The 21959-nt window shown below is 68.5% G+C and carries 20 protein-coding genes; 13 read left to right on the top strand and 7 right to left on the bottom strand.

All coding sequences use genetic code 11. The annotated features are described in order from the left end of the window. On the top strand, positions 1-997 hold a 997-nt coding region (locus LI94_RS12540), incomplete at its 5' end, for an MFS transporter (protein WP_046301394.1). Positions 998-1049: 52 nt separating this feature from the next. Continuing rightward, positions 1050-2804: a proline--tRNA ligase gene (locus LI94_RS12545; RefSeq protein ID WP_046301395.1), complete on the top strand. Its 1755-nt coding sequence runs from the start codon at positions 1050-1052 to the stop codon at positions 2802-2804. A gap of 56 nt (positions 2805-2860) precedes the next feature. Here the strand turns inward: LI94_RS12545 and LI94_RS12550 are convergent, their stop codons facing one another. Both LI94_RS12550 and LI94_RS12555 read right to left on the bottom strand, forming a co-directional pair. Continuing rightward, positions 2861-3319, bottom strand: coding sequence for a ferritin-like domain-containing protein (locus tag LI94_RS12550; protein ID WP_024443173.1), 459 nt, complete (start codon positions 3317-3319; stop codon positions 2861-2863). Then, positions 3316-3825, bottom strand: a complete 510-nt coding sequence (locus tag LI94_RS12555) for a hypothetical protein (RefSeq protein ID WP_046301396.1) — start codon at positions 3823-3825, stop codon at positions 3316-3318. The genes LI94_RS12550 and LI94_RS12555 overlap by 4 nt, the downstream gene beginning before the upstream one ends. 192 nt (positions 3826-4017) lie before the next feature. On the opposite strand from LI94_RS12555, the gene rimP reads away from it, so the two are divergent. The 9 genes from rimP (at position 4018) to LI94_RS12600 (ending at position 14247) form a co-directional block, all read left to right on the top strand. Then, on the top strand, positions 4018-4551 hold the full coding sequence (rimP, locus tag LI94_RS12560) for a ribosome maturation factor RimP (protein ID WP_024443171.1): 534 nt from the start codon (positions 4018-4020) through the stop codon (positions 4549-4551). Between the two features lie 82 nt (positions 4552-4633). Beyond that, on the top strand, positions 4634-5677 hold the full coding sequence (gene nusA, locus LI94_RS12565) for a transcription termination factor NusA (RefSeq protein WP_024443170.1): 1044 nt from the start codon (positions 4634-4636) through the stop codon (positions 5675-5677). Between the two features lie 71 nt (positions 5678-5748). Beyond that, complete coding sequence (locus LI94_RS12570) at positions 5749-6132, top strand: YlxR family protein (protein WP_192830966.1); 384 nt, start codon at positions 5749-5751, stop codon at positions 6130-6132. Between the two features lie 66 nt (positions 6133-6198). Further along, the gene (gene infB / locus LI94_RS12575) at positions 6199-8970 is read left to right on the top strand and encodes a translation initiation factor IF-2 (RefSeq protein ID WP_046301398.1); all 2772 of its coding nucleotides are present in this window, start codon (positions 6199-6201) and stop codon (positions 8968-8970) included. Further along, on the top strand, positions 8970-9449 hold the full coding sequence (gene rbfA, locus LI94_RS12580; protein WP_024443167.1) for a 30S ribosome-binding factor RbfA: 480 nt from the start codon (positions 8970-8972) through the stop codon (positions 9447-9449). Before infB ends, rbfA begins: the two co-directional genes overlap by 1 nt. Continuing rightward, positions 9415-10422 (top strand): bifunctional oligoribonuclease/PAP phosphatase NrnA, encoded by a 1008-nt coding sequence (locus tag LI94_RS12585; protein ID WP_046301399.1) that lies wholly within the window; start codon positions 9415-9417, stop codon positions 10420-10422. Before rbfA ends, LI94_RS12585 begins: the two co-directional genes overlap by 35 nt. Next, positions 10415-11731: an MATE family efflux transporter gene (locus LI94_RS12590; protein WP_046301403.1), complete on the top strand. Its 1317-nt coding sequence runs from the start codon at positions 10415-10417 to the stop codon at positions 11729-11731. Before LI94_RS12585 ends, LI94_RS12590 begins: the two co-directional genes overlap by 8 nt. Before the next feature lie 10 nt (positions 11732-11741). Further along, positions 11742-12302: a sugar O-acetyltransferase gene (locus LI94_RS12595; RefSeq protein ID WP_024443164.1), complete on the top strand. Its 561-nt coding sequence runs from the start codon at positions 11742-11744 to the stop codon at positions 12300-12302. A gap of 229 nt (positions 12303-12531) precedes the next feature. Beyond that, entirely contained in the window at positions 12532-14247 is a 1716-nt protein-coding gene (locus LI94_RS12600; RefSeq protein WP_046301400.1) for a hypothetical protein, read from the top strand. Between the two features lie 59 nt (positions 14248-14306). Here the strand turns inward: LI94_RS12600 and LI94_RS12605 are convergent, their stop codons facing one another. Further along, positions 14307-15062: an enoyl-CoA hydratase gene (locus tag LI94_RS12605; protein WP_024443162.1), complete on the bottom strand. Its 756-nt coding sequence runs from the start codon at positions 15060-15062 to the stop codon at positions 14307-14309. Between the two features lie 33 nt (positions 15063-15095). Here LI94_RS12605 and LI94_RS12610 point away from each other — a divergent pair, with 33 nt between their 5' ends. After that, positions 15096-15647, top strand: a complete 552-nt coding sequence (locus LI94_RS12610) for a DUF1802 family protein (RefSeq protein WP_024443161.1) — start codon at positions 15096-15098, stop codon at positions 15645-15647. 13 nt (positions 15648-15660) lie between these two features. On the opposite strand, the gene LI94_RS12615 is transcribed toward LI94_RS12610, so the two are convergent. The 4 genes from LI94_RS12615 to LI94_RS12630 are packed head-to-tail and all read right to left on the bottom strand — an operon-like array spanning position 15661 to position 20366. Continuing rightward, the gene (locus LI94_RS12615; RefSeq protein WP_046301401.1) at positions 15661-16866 is read right to left on the bottom strand and encodes an acyl-CoA dehydrogenase family protein; all 1206 of its coding nucleotides are present in this window, start codon (positions 16864-16866) and stop codon (positions 15661-15663) included. After that, positions 16863-17993 (bottom strand): dimethylsulfone monooxygenase SfnG, encoded by a 1131-nt coding sequence (gene sfnG, locus LI94_RS12620; protein WP_046301402.1) that lies wholly within the window; start codon positions 17991-17993, stop codon positions 16863-16865. The genes LI94_RS12615 and sfnG overlap by 4 nt, the downstream gene beginning before the upstream one ends. 13 nt (positions 17994-18006) lie before the next feature. Then, positions 18007-19152 (bottom strand): LLM class flavin-dependent oxidoreductase, encoded by a 1146-nt coding sequence (locus tag LI94_RS12625; RefSeq protein ID WP_024443158.1) that lies wholly within the window; start codon positions 19150-19152, stop codon positions 18007-18009. Continuing rightward, entirely contained in the window at positions 19152-20366 is a 1215-nt protein-coding gene (locus tag LI94_RS12630; RefSeq protein WP_024443157.1) for an acyl-CoA dehydrogenase family protein, read from the bottom strand. Before LI94_RS12630 ends, LI94_RS12625 begins: the two co-directional genes overlap by 1 nt. Positions 20367-20989: 623 nt before the next feature. Here LI94_RS12630 and LI94_RS12635 point away from each other — a divergent pair. After that, positions 20990-21959: lipase family protein (locus LI94_RS12635; RefSeq protein WP_046301404.1), on the top strand; the 970-nt coding region annotated here is incomplete at its 3' end.

Raw genomic sequence — 21959 nt, forward strand, 5'->3', positions numbered from 1 at the left:
GATGTGTATAAGAGACAGCTCGTGGCGGCTGGCGTTTTTGATCAACATCCCGATCGGGATCGTCATCGTGACGATAGCGGTGTCGCGGTTGACCGAAACCAACGCCGAACGGCTCCGGCTGGACCTCACCGGGGCACTGCTGGCCACCGGCGCGTGCACCGCGGCGGTGCTGGTCTTCACCCAGGGCCCGCCCCAGGGCTGGGTGAGCCCGTGGGTGATCGGCGCTGGCGCCGCCGCGGCGCTGTTCCTACTGGCCTTTCTGCTCGTCGAACGCAACGCCGCCAACCCACTGGTACCGGCAGCGGTGTTCGACAACCCCAGCCGGGTCGCCACCTTCACGGCGTACTTCATCGCAGGCGGCGTGATGCTCACGGTGAGCGTGATGATCGGACTACTGGTTCAAGACGTGCTGGGCTACTCGGCCCTGCGCGCCGGTATCTGCTTTATCCCGTTTGCGGTGGCAATGGGTGTCGGCAACTTGTTGACCAGTTGGGCGGCCGCGCTGATCGCGCCGCGCTGGCTCATCATCGGCGCCGGCAGCCTGGTCTGGGCCGCCATGCTGTTCGGGTCGACGCTGGACCGTGGCGTGCCGTACGTCCCCGACCTGGTGATGCTGTTCGTCGTGGGTGGCTTCGGCATCGGCGTGATCTCGGTGGTGCTGCCGCTGTGTGCGGTGGCCGACGTCGGCCCACGCGAGATCGGCCCGGTCTCGGCGGTCACGTTGATGGTCTACAACCTGGGCGGCCCGGTGGTCCTGGTGATCATCCAGGCCGTGCAGACCTCGCGAACGCTGTACCTGGGCGGCACCACCGGCCCGGTGAAGAACATGACCGACAGCCAACTGGATGCGCTCGGCCATGGCTACACCTATTCACTGCTGTGGGTTGCCGCGCTTGCCGTGCTGGTGGGTGCTGCGGCACTGTTCATCAGGTTCTCGGCCGACCAGATCGCCCGCGCCCAGCACACCCTGGAGGCGATGGAGGCTGGGCAGCTGTAGGGGCGCCGGGCAGGTCCGCGCCTCCTCGCGGCTGAAGATAGGCTCTCGGCCTGTGATCACCCGGATGTCCGAACTGTTCCTGCGCACCCTGCGCGACGACCCCGCCGATGCCGAAGTCCCCAGCCACAAGCTGCTGATCCGGGCCGGTTACATCCGGCCGATCGCGCCCGGTCTGTACAGCTGGCTGCCGCTCGGTCTGCGGGTGCTGCGCAACATCGAGCGGGTGGTCCGCGAAGAGATGAACGCCATCGGCGGCCAGGAGATCCTGTTCCCGGCGCTGCTGCCGCGCGCACCGTACGAGACCACCAACCGCTGGACCGAGTACGGCGACGGACTGTTCCGGCTCAAGGACCGCCGCGACAACGACTACCTGCTGGGCCCCACCCACGAGGAACTGTTCACCCTGACTGTCAAGGGGGAGTACAGCTCCTACAAGGACTTCCCGGTGGTGCTGTATCAGATCCAGACCAAGTACCGCGATGAGGCGCGGCCCCGGGCCGGCATCCTGCGCGGCCGCGAATTCGTCATGAAGGACTCGTACTCCTTCGATGTCGACGACGCCGGTCTGGCCACCGCCTATGACGCGCACCGGGTGGCTTATCAGAAGATCTTCGATCGGCTCGGCGTGCGGTATGTGATCGTCTCCGCGGTCTCGGGCGCCATGGGTGGGTCGGCCTCCGAGGAGTTCCTCGCCGAGAGCGCAGTCGGTGAAGACACCTTCGTGCGCTGCCTCGAGTCCGGCTACGCCGCCAACGTCGAAGCCGTGACCACCGCCCGCCCCGAGCCGCAACCGGTGGACGGCTTGGCGGAACCGCAGATTCACGACACCGGTGACACCCCGACGATCGCCACCCTGGTGGACTGGGCCAACGGCGCACTGGACCGTACTGTCACCGCCGCCGACACCCTCAAGAACGTCCTGCTCAAGGTCCGCCAGCCCGACGGCGAGTGGGAGCTGCTGGGCATCGGGGTGCCGGGCGACCGCGAGATCGACGAGAAGCGCCTCGGCGCGGCGCTCGAACCGGCCGAATACGCCCTGCTCGGAGACGGTGATTTCGTCAAGCACCCGTTCCTGGTGAAGGGCTACATCGGCCCGAAGGCACTGCAGGACAATGGCGTCCGCTACCTAGTGGACCCCCGTGTGGTGGATGGCACCAGCTGGATCACCGGAGCCGACGCACCCGGCAAACACGTCGTGGGGCTGGTCGCCGGGCGCGATTTCCATGCCGACGGCACCATTGAGGCGGCCGAGGTCCGCGACGGGGACCCGTCACCGGATGGGGCCGGCCCGCTGGTCAGCGCCCGGGGCATCGAGATCGCCCACATCTTCCAGCTCGGCCGCAAGTACACCGACGCGTTTGCCGCCGACGTCCTCGGCGAGGATGGCCGTCCGGTGCGGCTCACCATGGGCTCCTACGGCGTCGGCGTCTCCCGGCTGGTAGCTGTCATCGCCGAACAGCAGCACGACGAGCTGGGCTTGCGGTGGCCGTCGCAGGTCGCTCCCTTCGACGTACACGTGGTTGTTGCCAACAAGGACGAGGCCGCGCGCGCCGGCGCGACCGAGCTGGCCGCCGAACTGGACCGGCTTGGTCTGGAGGTGCTCTTCGACGACCGGAAAGCCTCGCCGGGGGTGAAGTTCAAGGATTCCGAGCTGATCGGGATGCCATGGATCGTCGTGCTGGGCCGCGGCTGGGCTGACGGCGTTGTCGAACTGCGCGACCGCTTCTCCGGGCAGACCCGCGAGCTGGCCGTCGGGGCGGAGTTGGCCGGGCAGATCGTGGCCGCGGTCCGCGCCGAAGACGGTTAACCCGACGGCTGGCTGCGCATGGTGCCGCGCGCAACGCGGGTCGAGGTCAGTCTCGCTCAGTCCTGGCCGCCCGGGAAGGCCTGGGTGATCGGCCAGTTGCCCGCCGCGCGGTTCCAGTGCGCGGCCAGCACGGCGCTTTGGCCGAGCGCGGTCGCCGCGAACTCCCGGTCGGTGGCTTCGCTGGCCTGCTCGACGACCGCGCGCCAGGCCGCCGCCGTGTCGTATTCCATCCGGACCGCCAACCGCAGGGCCTCGTTGGACGTGGTCACCGGCAGGGGCAACTGATACCCGGCCGCGGCGGGCGGGACGGCGACCGAGCGGCTGGTCAGGATCGCGATGGTGCGGTCCCGGCGTTCACGGTGCTGACGGATGGTGGTGACCACCAGGGCGTTGAACTCCGGCAGCGAGTACGCCGACACCAGTCCGTAGCCGTAGACGACGCCGTATTCGGTGGCCAGGGCATCAATGAGGGCCGCGTCGGGGCCCGACGCCGGGCGGGGTTGCGGAGATGTCATGCCTGCGGCACCAGGGCTACTGCGTAGGAAGCCGTGCACGCTGCGGCGATGGAGGCCAGCAGTCCGGCCCGGTAACCCGACGAGGCGACCGCCAGCTTCCCGGCGCTGTCGGCGGCGGCCTGCAACGCGTTGACCACCTGCGAGACCGGTGGAGCGGGCCCGTCCGGCGCGGCACCGGGGGTGGTGGTTTCGGCCTCGTCCGCCGGTGTCTTCCCGGCGGCGCGGGCGATCTCGGCTGCCAGTGCCCGGGCGTGCTCGGTTCGCTCCCGCGCCACCTGATCCAGTGCTGCGGCCACCGCCTTGGACTCCGGGTCGACCAGTGCCGCGGCGGCTGCGGCGGCCAGCTCACTGTCGCGCATTGCCAGTTGGCGTTGCGCTTCCAGGTCGTCGACGGCGGGGGGGGTTGGAGCCGAGCTGCAGGCCGGCGCGGCAAGGGCCAGCAGGGCGAGCATCCCGGCGCCGGTGAGCACGCGCCGTCGGTCGATGGCGGACAGGGGGCCGGGCACCCTGACATCCTGCCATTGCGGCTGCGCGGTAGGGACGCGACGTGGCCGCGAGCGTGCCAAGGTACGCTGACGGGCGCTTTTGCCGGTTTGCTGTGGCTGTGTTTCCCACGGCGTATCGTTGATAACTGGTTCCCGGCCGCGCCTGGCGCGTGGGAACGCGCCGACTGAACAACTCAAGATGAGGAGCTCGCCGTGGCCACCGGGCTACCTTCCCAGACTCAGGTGATCGAGCTGCTCGATGCTGAGTTCACCCGCGCCGGATTCGAGATCGAGGACGTCGTGGTCGACGATCAGGACGCACTGCCGCGAATCACCGTGGTAGCCGACGGCGACACCCCACTGGATCTGGACACCGCCGCGGCGTTGGCCCGCTCGGCGTCGGAGTTGCTCGACACCCTGGAATTCGACAGTCAATACGTGCTGGAGGTCAGCTCGCCCGGCGTGGGCCGGCCGCTGACCTCCGCGAAACATTTTCGGCGTGCGCACGGTCGCAAAGTTGAGTTGACGCTGTCCGACGGGTCGGGGCTGACCGGTCGAGTGGGCGTCGTCGACGACGACGTCGTGACGCTGGTGGTGCGTGCCGGGCGGGACTGGAATCGTCGCCGGCTGCCGCTGAGCGAGATCAGCCGAGCCGTGGTGCAAGTCGAATTCTCGCCGCCGGGCGAACGTGAGTTGGAGCTGGCGGGCATCAAGGCCCCTGCGGGGGAAACGGAGGCCGGAGCATGAACTGCGCCGGCGACGATGCGGTGGGGACACCCCAAGCCGGTCAGCGGCTAGGAGGTCGTAGCTACGGAGAGGAGTGGCGCCAATGAACATCGATATGGCCGCGCTGCACGCTATCGAGGCAGACAAGGGCATTTCGGTTGACGTGGTCGTGGACACGATCAAATCGGCGTTGCTCACCGCGTACCGCCACACCGAAGGTCATCAGGCTGACGCGGTGATCGATGTCGACCGGAAGACCGGCGTGGTGCGGGTGATGGCACGCGAGACCGATGACGACGGCAACGTGATCAGCGAATACGACGACACTCCCGAGGGTTTCGGGCGTATCGCGGCGACCACGGCCCGTCAGGTGATCCTGCAGCGGCTGCGGGACGCCGAAAACGAGAAGGCCTACGGCGAATTCTCGGCGCGGGAGGGCGACATCGTCGCCGGAGTCGTCCAGCGCGACGCCCGGGAGAACGCGCGCGGTGTCATCGTGGTGCGACTCGGTACCGAGGCCAAGGGCTTCGACGGTGTCATCCGCCCCGCAGAACAGGCACCCGGTGAGGCCTATGAGCACGGCGACCGGCTGCGCTGCTACGTGATCGGTGTGACTCGGGGCCTGCGCGAACCGCGGATCGAGCTGTCGCGGACCCACCCAAACCTGGTGCGCAAGCTGTTCGCCTTGGAGGTCCCCGAGATCGCCGACGGATCGGTGGAGATCGTCGCGGTCGCCCGCGAGGCAGGCCACCGATCCAAGATCGCGGTGGCCTCGCAGATTCCCGGACTCAACGCCAAGGGCGCCTGCATCGGCCCGATGGGCCAGCGGGTGCGCAACGTGATGAGCGAACTGGCCGGCGAGAAGATCGACATCATCGACTACGACGAGGACCCGGCGCGCTTCGTGGGCAACGCGTTGTCACCGGCCAAGGTGGTGTCGGTGACCGTGATCGACCAGGCCGCCCGGGCCGCGCGCGTGGTGGTGCCGGACTTCCAGCTGTCATTGGCCATCGGCAAGGAAGGCCAGAACGCCCGGTTGGCGGCCCGGCTCACCGGCTGGCGCATCGATATCCGCAGCGACGTCCCGGAGCCCGGCGCCAATGGCGCTGAGCGTGAGGCCGGCCAGGGCGTGCCGCACGAAGCCTGAGCGGAACGCGACCAGCGCGCCGCCGGATTCAGGTGGTTCGGGTCATCGCCGTTGTATGGGTAGACTGAGCCGTGATCCAGCGCGAGACTTCGACAACCGCCTCGCGGACGCACCGTTCCCCAGATGGACCGGTGCGCACGTGTGTCGGATGCCGGAAACGTGCGTTGACCGTCGAATTGCTTCGGGTGGTCGCGGTGTCAACGGAGAACGGCAACGGCGCCGTGATTATTGACCGCGCGGGCAACCAGCCGGGGCGGGGTGCGTGGTTGCATCCCGCATCGGAGTGCCTGCACGCGGCGATTCGAAGACGGGCATTCGTGCGCGCGCTGCGGATCAGCGGTTCTCCGGATGTATCCGGGGTGGAGGAGTGCTTCGAAGGATTCGAAGGTCCGCTCACCTCCCCGGGCAACAGAACAGGTAGCGAAGAACATGAGCACACCGTGAAGTCCCGATGACCATGCGTCATAGCTAAACCCGAGGCGCGGCCCACCACCGCTGTCGCCTCATAGACAGGAGATGTAGTGGCAAAGGCCCGCGTACACGAGTTGGCCAAGGAACTCGGTGTCACCAGCAAGGAAGTTCTCGCCCGCCTGAGCGAGCAGGGCGAATTCGTAAAATCGGCATCCTCAACCGTGGAAGCCCCCGTCGCGCGGCGCCTGCGCGAGTCCTTCGGCGGCGGCAAGCCCGCGCCCAAGGCCGAAGCGGCCGCAGCCCCAGCGCCCGCCAAGGCCGCTCCGGCCCCGGCGGCGACTCCGGGACCGGCCAAGCCGGCACCGGCCCCGGCGGCTGACGGTGAGGCCGCCAAGCCCGCCGCGCCCGCGGCCGCCAAGCCGGCAGCTCCGGCAGCTCCAGCGGCTCCGCCCGCGCCCGCGGCAGAGACCCCGCCGCCGGCAGCTGCAGCACCCTCCCCGGCGGCTCCGCCCGCGCCCGGCCCCCGGCCGGCAGCACCGGGCCCCAAGCCCGGCGCCCGCACCCCGCGCGTCGGAAACAACCCGTTCTCCTCGGCGCAGCCCGTCGAGCGCGCCATCCCGCGTCCGCACCCGCAGGCGCCCCGCCCGGGTGGAGCGCCCAGACCCGGCATGCCGCGGCCCGGCGGCGGCGCGACACCGGGCAACATGCCCGGACGCTCCAGCAACTTCGGCGCACAGGGTCGTCCGGCGCGTCCCGGCGGTCCGCCGCGTCCCGGCGGCGGTGGCCGGCCGGGTGCCCCCGGCGGTCGTCCGGGCGGTCCCGGTGGCGGTCCCGGTGGTAACTACCGCGGCGGCGGGGCCGGCGGTCCCGGTGGCGGAGGTGGCCCCGCAGGCGCCGGCGCCGGCGGTTTTCGGGGTCGTCCCGGCGGTGGTGGCGGCGGCGGTCGTCCCGGCCAGCGCGGTGGCGCGGCCGGTGCCTTCGGCCGCCCCGGCGGTGCACCCAAGCGAGGCCGCAAGTCGAAGCGGGCGAAACGCGCCGAGTACGAGAACATGCAGGCCCCGGTCGTCGGTGGTGTGCGGTTGCCGCACGGCAACGGTGAGACCATCCGGCTGGCCCGCGGCGCATCGCTGAGCGATTTCGCCGAGAAGATCGACGCCAATCCGGCTGCCCTGGTGCAGGCGCTGTTCAACCTCGGTGAGATGGTCACCGCCACCCAGTCGGTCGGTGACGAGACGCTCGAGCTGCTGGGCAGCGAGATGAACTTCGTCGTCCAGGTGGTCTCGCCCGAAGACGAGGACCGCGAGCTGCTGGAGTCGTTCGATCTGACCTACGGCGAGGACGAGGGCGGCGAAGACGACCTACAGAGCAGGCCGCCGGTGGTGACCGTCATGGGTCACGTCGACCACGGCAAGACCCGACTGCTGGACACCATCCGCAAGGCCAACGTCCGCGAGGGCGAGGCCGGCGGCATCACCCAGCACATCGGTGCCTACCAGGTCTCGGTCGACTTCGACGGCTCCGAGCGTCTGATCACGTTCATCGACACTCCCGGTCACGAGGCGTTCACCGCCATGCGTGCCCGTGGCGCCAAGGCCACCGACATCGCGATCCTGGTGGTGGCCGCCGACGACGGTGTGATGCCCCAGACGGTGGAGGCCATCAACCACGCCCAGGCCGCTGACGTACCGATCGTGGTGGCGGTCAACAAGATCGACAAAGAAGGTGCCGACCCGGCCAAGATCCGGGGGCAGCTCACCGAGTACGGGCTGGTTGCCGAGGACTTCGGCGGCGACACCATGTTCGTCGACATCTCCGCCAAGCAGGGCACCAACATCGCGGCCCTGGAGGAGGCGGTGCTGTTGACCGCTGACGCCGCCCTGGACCTGCGGGCCAACCCCGACATGGAGGCTCAGGGTGTCGCGATCGAGGCTCACCTCGACCGCGGCCGCGGCCCGGTGGCCACCGTGCTGATCCAGCGCGGAACGCTGCGGGTCGGCGACTCGATCGTCGCCGGCGACGCCTACGGCCGGGTGCGGCGCATGGTCGACGAGCACGGCGACGACGTCGACGAGGCGTTGCCGTCGCGGCCCGTCCAGGTCATCGGGTTCACCTCGGTGCCGGGCGCCGGCGACAACCTGCTGGTGGTCGACGAGGACCGCATCGCTCGCCAGATCGCCGACAAGCGCAGCGCGCGTAAGCGCAATGCGCTGGCGGCGCGCTCGCGCAAGCGGATCTCGCTGGAGGACCTGGACTCGGCGCTGAAGGAAACCAGCCAGCTGAACCTGATCCTCAAGGGCGACAACGCCGGTACCGTCGAGGCCCTGGAAGAGGCCTTGATGGGAATCCAGATCGACGACGAGGTGCAGCTGCGGGTCATCGACCGCGGTGTCGGTGGCATCACCGAGACCAACGTCAACCTGGCATCGGCGTCGGACGCGATCATCATCGGGTTCAACGTGCGGGCGGAGGGCAAGGCTACCGAGCTGGCCAACCGCGAAGGTGTGGAGATCCGGTACTACTCGGTCATCTACCAGGCCATCGAAGAGATCGAAAGCGCGCTCAAGGGCATGCTCAAGCCGATCTACGAGGAGAAGGAGCTGGGGCGGGCCGAGATTCGCGCCATGTTCCGCTCCTCCAAGGTGGGCAACATCGCGGGCTGTCTGGTCACCTCCGGTCTTATGCGTCGCAACGCCAAGGCGCGGCTGCTGCGTGACAACGTGGTGATCGCCGAGACCGTCACTATCTCCTCGCTGCGGCGGGAGAAGGACGATGTCACCGAGGTCCGCGACGGCTACGAGTGTGGTCTGACGCTGACCTACAACGACATCAAGGAAGGCGATGTCATCCAGGCCTACGAGCTCGTCGAGAAGGCGCGGACGTAGTGGCTGACCCGGCACGGGCACGCCGGCTGGCCAAGCGGATCTCCACGATCGTCGCCTCGGCGATCGAGTATGAGATCAAGGATCCGCGGCTGGCCGGCGTGACGATCACCGACGCGAAGGTGACCGCTGACTTACATGACGCGACCCTGTACTACACGGTGCTGGGTCGGTCCCTGGACGAGGATCCCGACTACGGCGGTGCCGCTGCCGCGTTGGAGGGCGCCAAGGGGGTGCTGCGTTCCAAGGTGGGCGCAGGCACCGGGGTTCGGTTCACCCCGACCCTGACGTTCGTGCGGGACACCGTGCCCGATGCCGCCCATCGGATGTCGGAATTGCTGGCCGCAGCGCAGGCCGCCGACGCCGACCTGGCCCGGATACGGGAGGGCAAGCAGCCGGTCGGAGACCCCAACCCGTATCGCGAGGCACCTGGACAAGCAGGTGCCGATGACAGCGGTGACGGTGAGCAGTCGGGCGACTGACCCGCTGCCCACGGGCCGGCGGGTCGACGCCGCCGGGGCCGTGGAACTGCTGGCGGGTGCGAGCACGCTGGCGGTGATCTGTCATGTGCATCCCGACGCCGACACCATCGGTGCGGGGCTGGCGCTGGCCTCGGTCCTGCGACGGCGCGGCAAGGCGGTCGAGGTCGGTTTCGCCCGGCCCGCGGCGTTGCCGCAGTCGCTGCAGTCGTTGCCGTGTGGCGAGTTGCTGGTCGGTGCCGACGTGATGTGCCGCGACGTCGATCTGGTGGTGACCGTCGATGTCTCGAGCGCGGATCGGCTCGGGGAGTTGGGGCAGCTGGCCGTGGGACGGGAGCTGCTGGTCATCGACCATCACGCGTCCAATAAGTTGTTCGGCACCGCCAATTTCGTTGACGCATCAGCGGATTCGACCACCATGATGGTGGCTGACCTGATCGATGCCTGGGGCGAGCCGATCGATGCGGACGTGGCGCACTGCCTGTATGCGGGGCTGATCACCGACACCGGGTCGTTCCGGTGGGCCAGTCCCCGCGCGCATCGGCTGGCGGCGCGGCTGGTGGAGGCCGGAGTCGACAATGCGGCGGTCGCCCGGACCGTGATGGACACCCACCCGTTCAGCTGGCTGACGATGCTGTCGCGGGTGCTGTCCGGTGCGCGACTGCTGCCGGGCGCGGCGGGCGGGCGCGGGCTGGTCTATGCGGTGGTCGACCATGCCGAGTGGACTGCGGCGCGGCCCGAGGAGGTGGAGAGCATCGTCGACATCGTGCGCACCGCCGCGCAAGCCGAGGTGGCGGCCGTGCTCAAGGAGACCGTGCCGGGATGCTGGGCGGTGTCGATGCGCGCCAAGTCCGCGGTGGACCTGAGTGCCGTGGCTGTGGCATTCGGCGGCGGCGGGCACCGGCTGGCCGCCGGATACACGGTCAGCGGCACGGCGGCAGACGTGGTTGCCGCCCTGGTTGCCGGCCTTGGCTGACGAATCCGGCGCCGGAACCAAACGGATCGCGGCACTGGCCCTGCCCGCGCTGGTGGTGTTGGCCGCCGAACCGCTGTACCTGTTGTTCGACACCGCTGTCGTCGGCCGCCTCGGTGCCCTGGGCCTGGCTGGTCTGGCGATAGGCGGGATGATCCTGAGTCTGGTCGCCTCGCAGGCCACCTTCCTGTCCTACGGAACGACGGCGCGATCGTCGCGGCACTTCGGTGCCGGCGATCGTCCCGCCGCGGTCGCCGAGGGGGTACAGGCCACCTGGCTGGCCCTTGGCCTGGGGGCGCTGATCGTCGTAGTGATCCAGGTCGCGGCGGTGCCGCTGGTCTCGGCTGTCGCCGGGCGTGACGCGATCGCCCAGGCCGCCTTGCCGTGGCTGCGAATTGCGATCCTTGGCGCACCGGCGATTCTGGTGTCGCTGGCCGGAAACGGATGGCTGCGCGGTGTGCAGGACATGGCGAGACCCCCGCGCTATGTGATTGCGGGCTTTGCGGTTTCGGCGCTGCTGTGCCCGCTGCTGGTCTTCGGCTGGCTGGGCATGCCGTGCTGGGGTCTGGCCGGCTCAGCGGTGGCCAACTGTGCGGGCCAGTGGATTGCTGCGCTGTTGTTCCTGCGGGCCCTGCACCGCGAACCGGTGTCATGCAAGCTTGATGGCGGCGTGCTACGGGCGCAACTGGTCATGGGACGCGATCTCATCGCACGATCGCTGGCATTCCAGGCCAGCTTTCTGTCGGCCGCCGCGGTCGCGGCGCGATTCGGGGCCGCAGCGTTGGCTGCCCATCAGATCGTGTTGCAGCTGTTCAACTTCCTGGCGTTGGCCCTTGATTCGCTGGCGATCGCCGCGCAGGCCTTGGTGGGCGCGGCGCTGGGTGCATCCGATGCCCGACACGCCAAGACGGTGGCCGTCCGCGTCACGCTGTTCTCCGTGGCCGCTGCCTCCGTGCTGGCAGGGTTACTGGCCCTCGGGGCGCGCGTCCTGCCCGGATTGTTCACCAACGATGATGCGGTGCTGGCCGCGGTCGGGGTGCCGTGGTGGTTTCTGGTGGCCCAATTGCCCATTGCAGGAATTGTTTTCGCCCTCGATGGCGTGTTGTTGGGGGCGGGCGACACGGCATTCATGCGCACCGCCACGGTGATCAGCGCGCTGGTCGGTTTCCTGCCGCTGGTGTGGCTGTCGTTGGCCGTCGGCTGGGGGCTTGCCGGAATCTGGTCGGGGCTGACGGCTTCTCTGGTGCTGCGGTTGCTGTTCGTCGGGTGGCGAGCGCTTTCCGGGCGCTGGGTGCGGGCCGGACGGCCGTAGGATCGGTTGCGTGAGCGGTCAGCGGGAACGGATGCTGCGCGGGGCGCCGTATCGGCCCGACGACCCGGACCTCGTCGCCGGTCGGCGGGCATGTCAGCGCGTGGTGGCGGCGTTCAACGCCACCGGGGCAGACGACGAAGACGCCCGCCGTGAGCTGCTGGGCGAACTGCTCGGATCGTTCGGGGCGAACTCGGAGATCTTGCCCCGATTCTGTTGCGACTACGGGATATACATCAGCATCGGCGCCAACTGTTTCATCAACTACGACGCGGTCTTTCTGGACTGCGCGCCCATCACCCTGGGGGACCATGTATCGGTCGGCCCCCGCGTCCAGCTGGTGACGGCATTGCACCCGGTGGATGACATCGGTGCGCGACGGTCGGGCTGGGAATCGGCCGCTCCGATCACACTGGGCGACAACGTGTGGCTGGCAGCGGGGGTGATCGTGTGCCCCGGTGTGTCGATCGGATCCGACACGGTCGTGGGGGCCGGCAGCGTGGTGACCCGGGATTTGCCTGGCGGCGTGCTCGCGGCCGGAAATCCGTGCCGGGTGCTTCGGCGGATCGGCTAGCCCAGACCGCCCACGCCTGCGCTGAGCAGGAGACCGCCGGCGACGAAGGTCCACTGCCGCCGGGGCATTCTATTTGTCCAGCCGATTGGCAGAAAAAGCATAGACAGACGATCTATACATCTAGGTTACTCGCGGGTAGCGTTCTGCGCGTTGTTACCAGTTGCACACGCCTGACACTGGCGGTGTAACCCACTGGCTTGGGAAAACGACAGAGATGGGGAAGCTCAGAATGATGCACTACCGACTGATCGTCGCAGGTCTGGCCACTGGTGGCGGACTGCTTACTGCGGCGTTCCTACAGGCGGCGGTCGCCGTGGCGGGCCCCGGCGACGACGCTGTCGCGCCGAGCGCCACCGGTGCCGACGCCTTCACGATCGGCGGCTTCACGTTCGACCCGTTCACAGGAACCGGCTCCTCGGCGCAGGAGGGATTCTCCCTGGTGCATCCGCTGACCGGCTCTGCGCCACTGCTGACCTTGGGCGGCGGTAGCCCAGGAGGCCTGGTGCCCACCGCGCCGCAAGACTTCGCGGTGTTCGGGGCCGACGGGACCAACCTGGGTAGCGTCACTTCCAGCGTGGTCGTGACAAACCTTGCGGGCTTCACCAACACCGAGTTCACCGTCACGGACGTCGACGCGGCATCCGGCGAGACGGCAGCGGATCTGCCCACGTCAGGCGCGGTCTATGACGTGTTCAACTTCGGTGGCGGGTTCGCGAATGTCTACGTCGCCACCCCGGGTGCGGACGGCACCGTCACCGACACATTCGTGACGCCTTTCGGAGACATGGATCTGAGCTCGATGTTCGCCGGCATCAACGCGGCGGACCCGCTGCAGCCGGGCGACGCCTTCGCTGCGCTGCAGGCCGGAGCGTCGGGCGGCGGCGAGGATGCGTTCGCCATCGGCGGTCTGACGCTGGATCCGTTCACCGGAACCGGTGGATCCGCGCAGGAGGGCTTCAACCCGATCGCCGCACTCGGTGGTGCGGGGCCGTTCCTGAGTATCGGCGGCGCATCGCTGGGAGACCCGAGCACCCATGGAAACGGGCTCGCCTCGCAGGACTTCACCGTGTTCAGCGGCACCGGCGACGACGCCACTCAGATCGGCACTATCAACACCGCGGTGGACGTGACCGACCTGTTCGGCATGACCAACACCCAGCTGGTCGTCACCGACGGATCGGAGACCGGCGACGGCCTGCCGTCGGCGGGAACGATCTACGACGCGTTCAACTTCGGTGGCGGTTTCGCGAACGTCTACGTCGCCACCCCGGGTGAGAACGGCACCATCACCGACACGTTGGTGACGCCGTTCGGCAGCATGGATCTGAGCTCGATCTTCAGCGGCATGGCCAGCGGGATCAGCCTGGATCCGGGAGCGGCGTTCGGCGCCCTGAGTGACAGCGCCGTGGGCCAGGACGCCTTCACCATCGATGGCACCACCTTCGACCCGTTCACCGGGTCCGGGGCCGACGTCACCCCGGGATTCGCGCCGGTCTTCCAGACGGTCGGAGCGCTGCCGTTCCTCAACATCGGCGGTGGCACGCCCGGCCTCGACCTCGGGGGCACCTTCTTCCCGCTCCCGATCACCTCGCAGGACTTCAACATCTTTGACGGCACGGACCTGCTCGGCACCGCGCACGCGCAGGAGACCGTCACCCAGTTGTTGGGCCTGACCACCACCGAGTTCGTCATCGATGGTGTGACGCCCGGTGATGGCGACGCAGCGGACCTGCCGGTGCTGGGTTCGGTGTACAGCGTGCTGAACCTCGGTGGCGGTTTCGCCAACGTCTACTCGGCCATCCCCGGTCTGGACGGCGCCGACAGCACCGTCACCGACACATTCGTCACCCCGTTCGGCGATGTCGACCTGAGCGGGTTGTTCGGTGGCTTCGACGCCTCGGCGTTGTTGGACCCGGGCGCTGCGTTCCTGGGTCTCGACTTCTAGCAGTGCGCCTCGCCAAACGCGTCCCGGACGGTGCCCAAGCTCCGTCCGGGACGTGTTTGTCACTGCACCTGGGCGCGCCCACGTTCCAGTACGGCCGCCCGGTTGGCGGCGACGTCCGCGCCGGTCACGGTTTTCAGCCACTGCTTGGCCGCCATCGCCTCGATCCAGAGTCCGGTGGCGGTCTGCGACTCGTCGATGCGGTGATAGGAGGCCAGCAGCGCCCGTACCGCGGCTTGGTTGTTGCCGACGATCGCGGCCGCCACCCGACTTGCAGCGGGCAGCAACTCGTCATGCGGCACCACTTCGGTGACCAACCCGGCCCGCAGCGCGTCGGCGGCCGACAGGTAATCGCCGGTCAGGCTCATCCGGCGGGCCAAGCCCACGCCTACCTTCTGGGGGAGTCGGACACTGAGGCCCCAGGACGGCAGCAAGCCCACCCGGGCGTGGGTGTCGGCGAATCGGGCCTGCTCGGAGGCGATCAGGACGTCGCAGTACAGCGCCAACTCGAGCCCGCCGGTGACTGCCGCACCGTTGATGGCACCGATCACCGGTTTGGTCATCGGGGGCCACTGCGGGGAAATGTCCGGCACTGCAGTGGATCCGCCGAACTCCTTGAGGTCCAACCCGGCGCAGAACACCGGATCCGCGCCGGTCAGGATCAGCACGTCGACGTCGTCATCGGCGTCGGCGTCGGCCAGCGCGCTGAAGATGGCCGCACGCAGCGCACCGGACAGCGCGTTGCGGGCCTGCGGGCGGTTGAGGGTAAGGGTGCGGATGCGGTCCTGTGTCTTGACCAGCAGAATGTCGTCACTCACCGGTTCACCGTAGCCCCAGCTACGCTGAGCGGAATGCACGGTATGGCATTGAAGGAGTGGAGCGCTGTCATTGCCGCGCTGCGGGCCGGCCGGCAACGAATCCTGCTGCGTAAAGGCGGTATTCACGAGAAGCGTTTCGACGTCAGCGCCGACGAGTTCTTGCTGTTTCCCACCTCGGTACACAGCCACGCCGAACGGGTCCGTCCCGAACATCGCGATCTGCTCGCACCGGCGGCCGCCGATTCCACCGCGGAGCAGGTGCTGGTTCGGGCCGCGGCCAAAGTCGTTGCAGCGCTGCCCGTAGAGCGGCCCGAGGCGCTCGAGGACATTGCGGACCTGCACATCTGGACCGCTGAATCGGTGCGCGCGGATCGGTTGGATTTCCGGCCCAAACATCGGCTGACGGCGCTGGTGATCCAGGTGTTCCCGCTGTCGGCACCGGTGTGGCTGCCGCGCCGACCCGAGTATGCCGGCTGCGCCAGCTGGGTACGGCTAGCCATCGACGACCCTGAGCTGGGTGCCCCGGTATTCGCCGACGAACAGCTCGAGGCGGTGACCGCCCGGGTCCGTGACACTCTCGGCTGAGCTGCCCGGCGGGTCAGATCTGGGCGTGGTTGGGCGGCCGAACAGCGGCGAGTTCCCATGCCCCGATGTGGTGGTACTTCCAGTCGACCGGATCGTGCACGCTGTGTGTGCGAGCGTTGCGCCAATGCCGATCCAATCCGTGCTTGAGGTCGGTTCCGCTGGCCCCGGTCAACGCGAACAGCTCGTTGGCCACGTCGACGGCCACGTCGCTGGCGAACGCCTTGGCCTGGGCAACCGCGATCGACCCGTGTGCGGCGGTGTCGGGACCGGCCGGGACCAGGCCCAACTCCTCGAGGACGTCAGCTGCCCAGCGCAGCAGTTGCACGGCGGCACGGCTGCGGGTGGCCAACCGGCCGAACCGCAACCGGATGTTGGGATCCTCGGCGGCGGTCGGCGCATGGTCGGCGCGGTACGCCTCGAAGAACGGCCGGCTGCGAGTCCGGACGAACTCTGCGGCATCGGCCAGCGCCCCCTGCGCGATCCCGGCTTCGATGGCCGCGTGCACCAGCTGCGCTCGCGCCCCGAGCAGTTGCGGCTCGCTGAACGCCGTTCCGTACGGCACGACGAAACCCGCATCGACGCGTACCCCGTCGAAAGTTGTTGTGCCGCTGACGGTGGAGCGCTGTCCCATCGCGGACCAGTCCTCGCCGATGCTGACCCCTGCCCGGTCGCGCTGGACCAGTGCCAGCACCAACCGGCCGTCGGGGTCCAGTGCGCTGGCGGCCAACCAGCGGGCGGTGATGGCGCCGGTGCTGTAGTACTTGACGCCCTCCAGGCGCCAGCTTGGTCCATCGGCGACCAGACGGGTCTTCAGGTCGAGCGCGTGGGTGCCGCCGCGTTCGGCCAGCACCGGCGCGATGCGGCCACCCTCGGTCACCGCGCCCAGCAGTGTCCGGCGCTGGTCGGCAGTACCCAGCAGACGCAAGATGTCGACCGCCAGGAAGTGGCCCTGCGGAATCTGCGCCAGCGCCGGATCGGCGGCGGCGATCGTGCTGATCACCTCGGCCAGAGTCACCGGTCCCAGGCCGGATCCGCCGTCGGCGACGGGAACTGTGATCGCCGGCAGGCCGGAGCGGTCGAACGCGGCGAGTTCGGTGTGCGGAACGCCCCCAGCCCGATCGCGGTCGGCCCCGCCGGGGCGTATCGCGTCGGCGAAGGTTTTTGCGGCCGCGACGGCTTCGGTGTGGCTGCCGAGTCGCACCGTGGTGCCAGCCGTCACGGCAGTGCCGGCTCAGGTACCGGCGCCAACCCGGCATGTGCTTCCAGTTCGCGCACCAGCGGCAGCACGTTCCGGCCGAACGCCTCGACTTCCTCCTGGAAGTGCAGGAACCCGGCCAAGATCAGATTCACGCCCAGCTTCCGGTAGGCGACGATGCGCTCGGCAACCTGTTCGGCGGTGCCGATCAACTGGGTGCGGAAGCCGTCGTTGTACTGCACCAAGTCTTCGAAGGTGGAGTTCGCCCACATGCCCCGCTGGTCTGCGGTCGACGCGCCGGCTTGGCGCACCGCCGCACCGAAACCCTCGACCGCGGGAACGTCGGCTTTGGCGATGATCTCTCGCAGCACCTCTTTGGCCTCCGATTCGGTGTCGCGCACAATGACGAAGCCGTTGAGACCGAAGCGGGGCGGCTCGGCGCGACCGGAATCGGCCGCGACCCGACGAAGGTCGGCCAACTGCGCGGTGACTCCGTCGAAGTCGTTGCCGTTGGAGAAGTACCAGTCCGAATAGCGACCGCCGTTGTTGCGGGCTGCGGTGGAGTTGCCGCCCTGGAAGATCTCCGGGTGGGGTCGGCCCTCCCAGGAAAGCGGCTTGGGCTGCAGTTTGAAGTCGCGGATCCGGTAGAAGTCGCCGGCCAGATTGGCCCGGTCCTTGGTCCAGATCTCCCGCAGCGCCTGGATGAATTCAGCACTGCGCCGGTAGCGTTCGTCGTGCTCGAGCCACGGTTCGCCAAGCTTGGTGAACTCGTCCTTGAGCCAGCCGCTGACGACGTTGACCGCCACCCGCCCGTTGGACAGATGGTCGGCGGTCGCCAGCCACTTCGCCAGCACTCCCGGCTGCCACATCCCCGGGTGCACCGCGGCGATCACCTTGAGCCGCTCGGTGGCCAGCAGCAGGGCCAGGCTGAAACTGGTGGACTCGTGCTGATATTCGGCGCTGTAGCTCGCCGTGTAGCGGACCTGTGTCAATGCGTACTCAAAGCCGGCTTCTTCGGCGATCCGGGCCAGGGCGACGTTGTAGTCGTAGCTCCAGTCGGTGCGTTGCTCAATCGTCGAGGTCACCAGCCCACCGCTGACGTTGGGAACCCAATAGGCGAAGCTCAGCGGCGTGGGGGCGTGGGTCGGCATTGCCTTGTCTTCCTTACGTTGTCAGTGCGGTGACGGGGTTCGCGAGCAGGCCCCGTTCGGCCAGAATCGGCACCACGCCCTCCCCGAACGAGAAGGACTCCTCCAGGTGCGGATAGCCGGACAGGACGAACTCGTCCAGCCCCAGGTGGTAGTACTCCTCGATGCGGTCGGCGACCTCCTCGTGGCTACCCACCAGTGCGGTTCCGGCGCCGCCGCGGACCAGGCCCACACCGGCCCATAGGTTGGGCGACACTTCGAGTTGGTCGGTCCGCCCACCGTGCAGCGCGGTCATCCGTCGCTGGCCCTCCGACCCGGACTTCTGTTGGATCTGCTGGGCACGTTGGATCTGCTCTGGGCTGAGTCCGGCCAGCAATCGGTCGGCTTGGGCCCACGCCTCGGCTGCGGTGGGCCGGCTGATGACATGCAGCCGGATTCCGAACCGCAGCTCGCCGGCGGCCGCCCGGGCTGAACCCACGTCCTTGACCCGCCGGCGAACCGCGTCGAGCTTGTCGGCGACCTGGTCTGGTGGTTCGCCCCAGGTCAGGTAGACATCGGCGTGCTCGGCGGCGACGTCGATCGCCGCGGCCGAGGACCCGCCGAGATAGATCTCCGGCCAGGTCGCCGCGGGCACGATGGTCGCATCTTCCACGAAGAGGTGATCGCCGTGAAACGTGACCGGATCTCCCGTCCACAGCTGCCGGAAGACGGTGAGAAACTCGGCGGCACGGGCATAGCGGGCGGTCTTGTCCAAGTCGTCGCCGAACCGCCGCTGCTCAGCATCGTCACCGCCGGTGACGACGTTGAGCAGCAGCCGGCCCCCCGAAACCCGCTGGAAGGTCGCCGCCGCCTGGGCTGCCAGCGTCGGCGCCTGCAGCCCCGGACGGAAGGCCACCAGGAACTTGAACCGCTTGGTGAGTTGGCTGAGCGCGGCGGTGAACACCCAGGCGTCCTCGCACCAGCTGCTGGTCGGGGTCAGCGCCCCGGTGAACCCCAACTGCTCCGCGGCTCCGGCGACCAGACGCAGGTAGTCCAGGTCCGGGGCGCGGTCGGCGCCGTAAGGGTTCACGCGGCTGCCTGCGGCACCGACGGCGTTTCCCAGACTCAGATCGCTGCGGGAATCACCGTTGGTGGGCAGGAACCAGTGCAGTGTGATCGCCATCAGCGGTAGAGCGAGAACTCGGGGTGCCGGTGGTTGAGCACCCAGTCTCCGACCTCACGCGCCTTGTACGCGACCGGGTCATGCAAGGTGTGCGTGCGCAGATTGCGCCAATGCCGATCGAAGCCGTAGGCGCTGGTGGTGGCGCGGGCGCCCTGGATCTCGAACAGTCGGCTGGCGGCCTGCAAGCCGACTTCGGTGGACAGATACTTCGCCTCGTACACGGCGATCGCGGCTTCGGCGCGCTGGTCCTCGGTCAGTGCGGGACCGATGTTGACGGCCGCCTGCAGTGCCTCACCGGCGCGGTCGGCCAACAGTGCCGCGGCGCGTACCTGACTGACCAGCTCGCCGACGGTCTGCAGGATGTACGGGTCGTCGGTGGCGCTCTCGACGCCCGAGGACTCCCAGGGGGTGGCGTTCGCCCTGGTCCACGCCAACGCCTCGGTGAGCGCGCCCTCGGCGGTGCCGACATAGAAGTTGACGAAGGCCAACTGCCAGTGCGGGGTGATCAGCGTCTGGTACGGAGTGAGGGTGCCCCCGATGAACGGTGCCTCACCGAGCACCTCGTGATGTTCGATGCGGGCATCGACGACCCGGACCCCGCCGGAGTCCGTCAGGCGTTGACCGATGTTGTCCCAGTCATCGAGGAAGGTGAAACCCTGTCGTCCCCCGCGGGCATCGAGGGACAGGAAGACCTGTGACCCGTCCAGCAGTGCGGTGACCGAGAGTTGGTCGCCCGTGCTGGCGCCGCTGGCGAAGGTCCGGCTGCCGTTGAGCCGGAAGCCGTCACCGTCGCGGGTCAAGACCAGTCCTGTACTGCCGCGCGGGTTTTGGATGCCGCCCCAGAACAACTTCTCGGCGGCGTTTCGACGTGACTGGGCGTCGGCCTGCGCGGGCGTGCCGAACAGCTGGGCGACTCGGGTCTGGGCGTAGTGATAGCCGAGCAGGTGGGCGATCGAGGTGTCGCCTCGGGCGATCCGCCTGGTGACAAGAGCGGACTGGGCAAAGTTCAGTCCGGATCCGCCGTATTCGACCGGCTCCTGGATCTGAAGCAGGTCGTTGGTGCGCAGCAGCTCGATCTCGGCGCGCGGTGTCGCGTTCGCCTTGTCACGCTCGGCCGCGGTCGCGCGCAGCTCCTCGGCAACCCGGTCAGCGGTGGCGAGCACGTGCGCGATGGTCTGGCCGCTGGTGGCCGGCCGCTCGGTGACGACGGTCATGGGGGACTCCTTGGAGAAACTATGTGGCACACCGGATGTCTGGCGCTGTCACGGATACAACGCGGCGGACTTGTTGCCGGACAACAGGGCCGGAATCAGGTCGCCCCGCTGAACGGGGCGCTGAGCAGTGCCGATGGCGTCAGTCGCGTCAAAAAAACATGGTGATCGGAAACACACTCCGGACCCGGCGTCCGCTGCTGCCCGGCGGGGGCGCGCTCCTTAGCGGGCCGGCCGGCGGGGCAGCACGAGCCCGGGTCGGAAACTAACGGCCGCATCAATTTCAACTCGTCGTGGCGGTAATTGTTATCAAACGCTATGCCGCTGTTCACAGCTTTGTGACCGGTGATCGCTACCGCGCAGCCTATTGCTTGCCGGCCGGGACTGGCATTTCATTCCCTCCTGAATCACCGTCCGACGCACGGTGATCTTGCGCGTCCTGATGTGCGGCCTGTCCCCGGCGTCCCAAAGAGGAAGAGTCAATGAGGATTTCGATTAGTCGTGATGGCTTGTCCAGGGTGGTCCATCGGTGGCGGACGCGCACCGGCTGCAGCACCGCCGCCTCGGCAAGCACGCCGGCCGCCGGTCGGCGATCCAGCCGCCGGACAGTAGCGGCCGTGGCGGCGATGGCGCTGGCTGCCGGTTCGCTCACCACGGTGGTCGGCCCGGTGGCGATGGCCGACGACATCAAATACGAAGCGTTCTACACGCCGCCGGCACCGCTTCCGGCCGGGAAGCCGGGCGCCCTGATTCGCACTGAACCGCTGCGACTGGTCCTGGAGCCGTCTGGTCAGCTGGGTGCCTTTGTCGGGACCGGAACGCGAATCATGTACCGCAGTACGGATGCTCAAGCGCAGCCGGTCGCGGTGACCGGGGCCTACATCGAACCCGACGTGCCCTGGCCGGGTACCGGCCCGCGTCCCCTGATCGCCTACGCGACCGGCCCGTACGGGGTCGGCGAGCAGTGCGCCCCGTCGCGGCTGCTCGACCAGGGTATCCACTTCTCACAGGGGTTCGACCTGACCTTCAACTACGAAGAGGGCTTCATCGCGACGCTGCTGGCGCGCGGCTTCGCCATCGTGGTGACCGACGGGGTCGGGCTGGGCACCCACGGGCCGCAGTCGCCCCAGTTCCTGAATCGGGTTGCGGCGGGAACGGCACTGATCGACGCGGCCCGCGCAGCACAGCAGCTGCCCGGCACATCGCTGGACCCGCACGGCCCGGTCGCGTTCTGGGGCTGGGCATCCGGCGGGCAGGCGTCGTTGTCGGCCGCCGAGCTCGCACCGAGCTACGCGCCTGAACTCAATGTCGTGGGCACGTACGCCAACGCGCCGATGACCAACGTGGTCGAGGCGATTCCGTCCGTCGACGGCAACTTCTTGGCCGTGCTCGCCGGCTACCTGTTGCTCGGCATTCAGGCGTCCTATCCCGAAACCGAACAAGCCATTTGGGATGCGCTGACCCCGCGCGGTGTCCAGATGCTGGACTGGAGCGGGCACACCTGCCTGGTGCAGGGCGGCGTCGACTACGCGTTCCGCCACCTGGAGTTCTGGTTCAAGGACGACCTGAATGCTGTCTCTTATACACATCTGACGC

Source organism: Mycobacterium sp. UM_Kg27 (genome assembly GCF_000972905.1).
In the GTDB taxonomy this organism is placed as follows: Bacteria; Actinomycetota; Actinomycetes; order Mycobacteriales; family Mycobacteriaceae; genus Mycobacterium.